Source organism: Citrobacter sp. Cpo148, assembly GCF_030332375.1.
GTDB classification, from domain to species: Bacteria; Pseudomonadota; Gammaproteobacteria; order Enterobacterales; family Enterobacteriaceae; genus Citrobacter; species Citrobacter portucalensis.
The window spans coordinates 1-260 of record NZ_JAOWHY010000017.1; the positions used below are offsets into that span (position 1 = coordinate 1).

The 260-nt window shown below is 41.5% G+C and carries 1 pseudogene; it reads right to left on the reverse strand.

The annotated features are described in order from the left end of the window. Positions 1-19: 19 nt before the first annotated feature. Positions 20-260 (reverse strand): annotated as a pseudogene (locus OGY10_RS00075) (phage tail protein); the annotation flags it as partial.

The following is a 260-nucleotide window of genomic DNA, read 5'->3' on the forward strand; positions in this document are numbered from 1 at the left end:
CATTAAGACGGCTTTTCATTTAAGCTGCACGAACTATGTAATTGAATGCAAGATTTCGCGGGCGATTTTCATTTGCAGTTGGCACTATCCGGGAAGCATCAAAAGCAAAATCATCATTCATATCAACAATAGTCGTATTCTCAGGCCTTCTACCGCTTCTTGCCCCCGAATCGTAAAAAGCACCAGAAAAACTATCAAACGAAACGCCAGAAGAACCACTCACGAAACCTGTAATATTTCTAATAGCATCACCCTGCTGA